At 44.1% G+C, this 1,405-nt stretch carries 2 protein-coding genes and 1 pseudogene; 2 read left to right on the top strand and 1 reads right to left on the bottom strand.

Annotated elements, in window-relative coordinates; all coding sequences use genetic code 11:
* Window positions 1-426, bottom strand: a 426-nt coding sequence (gene argA, locus KIV40_RS32025; protein ID WP_285353374.1) for an amino-acid N-acetyltransferase, incomplete at its 3' end; no start/stop codon positions are given.
* Between the two features lie 163 nt (window positions 427-589).
* Here argA and KIV40_RS32030 point away from each other — a divergent pair.
* Both KIV40_RS32030 and KIV40_RS32035 read left to right on the top strand, forming a co-directional pair.
* Window positions 590-1,060, top strand: a complete 471-nt coding sequence (locus tag KIV40_RS32030) for a DUF2850 domain-containing protein (RefSeq protein ID WP_285353376.1) — start codon at window positions 590-592, stop codon at window positions 1,058-1,060.
* Window positions 1,061-1,141: 81 nt separating this feature from the next.
* Window positions 1,142-1,405: pseudogene (locus tag KIV40_RS32035) on the top strand (murein transglycosylase A); the annotation flags it as partial.

Raw genomic sequence — 1,405 nt, forward strand, 5'->3', positions numbered from 1 at the left:
GTCATCAACCCCGAGAGGTTGTGCGGTGACAAAGTTACCACTCATGACATTGAGCTGTGTGCCCGCCATTGGCGTATTATTCAGGCTCATTGATAGACGGGCGGTGATCGCAAGTTGCAGTTGTCCGGCAGCTTGCATTGCCACACCCAATGCATACTCATCTGTGACTCGAATATTCTTGTGGTAAGGAGTATGACAGTCTTGTTTAGTGAGCAGTTCGTTGATTTGTGGACGAGCACCGTGAACCAAGACGATTTTTACTCCTAAGCTGTGAAGAAGTGCAATATCATTGATAATATTGCCAAAGTTTCGATCGGCCACCGCTTCGCCTCCCAGCATAATGACCATGGTTTTTCCACGGTGAGCATTCACATAGGGGGTCGATTGTCTGAAGCCTTTAACTAAGGCAGTACTTCGTAATTTCACAGAGAGAATCCGTTCTGGTTATTTATTCTTGAATTTAACATTTTTATTCAAAAATAAACAAGGGGATTTTTGGAATAAGGTGCAAACTATCTTAATGCATACTTTATTCTGTAATCCTATTAAGTGTAGAATATGAGTTGCTTCAATTCGAGTAGTAATAGTTATGCAAGCCCCAGTAAGTAAGAACAAAATCGACGACATCACAAAGAGCTTGTATAGCGAGGCTGATAAGCAGAAAAACGCCAACTTTAAGCGTAAGTTCGTAGAGCGCAGCTTAATGCTACTTGCGCTTGTAGGCTCGATTGCTGTGGTGATCTTGTACCAAGATGTTTTCGCTCGAATGCAAGCGGCATCTACTCCGAACAATATGATTTACGGGACTTGGGTTGAACAGAATGTCGCGCACTATGCGAGGGATGAGTTTGTGCTGAGTGAGCGCGGAGTCTCGGTAGGCGGTTCTGTCATCGCAACCGATTTTGCCTTTAATGGCGACTATTTCGAGTACAGTTCTGCAGGGAAGACTTACCGCTTTAAGATGGTCAATTCAGACAATACTGAGATGAGACTCGACTCAGACGCCTACTATAATCCGGTGTTTCGCCTAAAAGGCTACAGTGACCATTCAGTGCGATAGGTTATCTTACTGTAAACTCTTACAAACTTAGATTGTGTTATTCAGCTGTTTTTGTCATCCTCGTTGCATAGAAAATTTAGGATGATTCTTGTGATTAAAAAATGGCTCCCTCTGGTTTCGGCCTCTGTACTCTTCGGCTGTGCGCAACCAACCGACCGCGCTCAACAATATCTCGATGACGAATTTCCTCGCACCTTGAATAAGGTCGAGCAGATAGAATCCAATACCCCGAGAGACTACACAGCGTTTTCTGAACAAGCTGAAATGGTGGTGTCTAAATCTCCTTCGATGGCAAAGATCTACCAACCTCTATATCAGCAGTTGAACGAGTGGGCTCTGCAAAGT

The organism is Vibrio sp. D173a (assembly GCF_030248475.1).

Coding starts and splice junctions, on each gene's coding strand:
- KIV40_RS32030 (WP_285353376.1), top strand. CDS start 590: ATGCAAGCCCCAGTAAGTAAGAACAAAATCGACGACATCACAAAGAGC.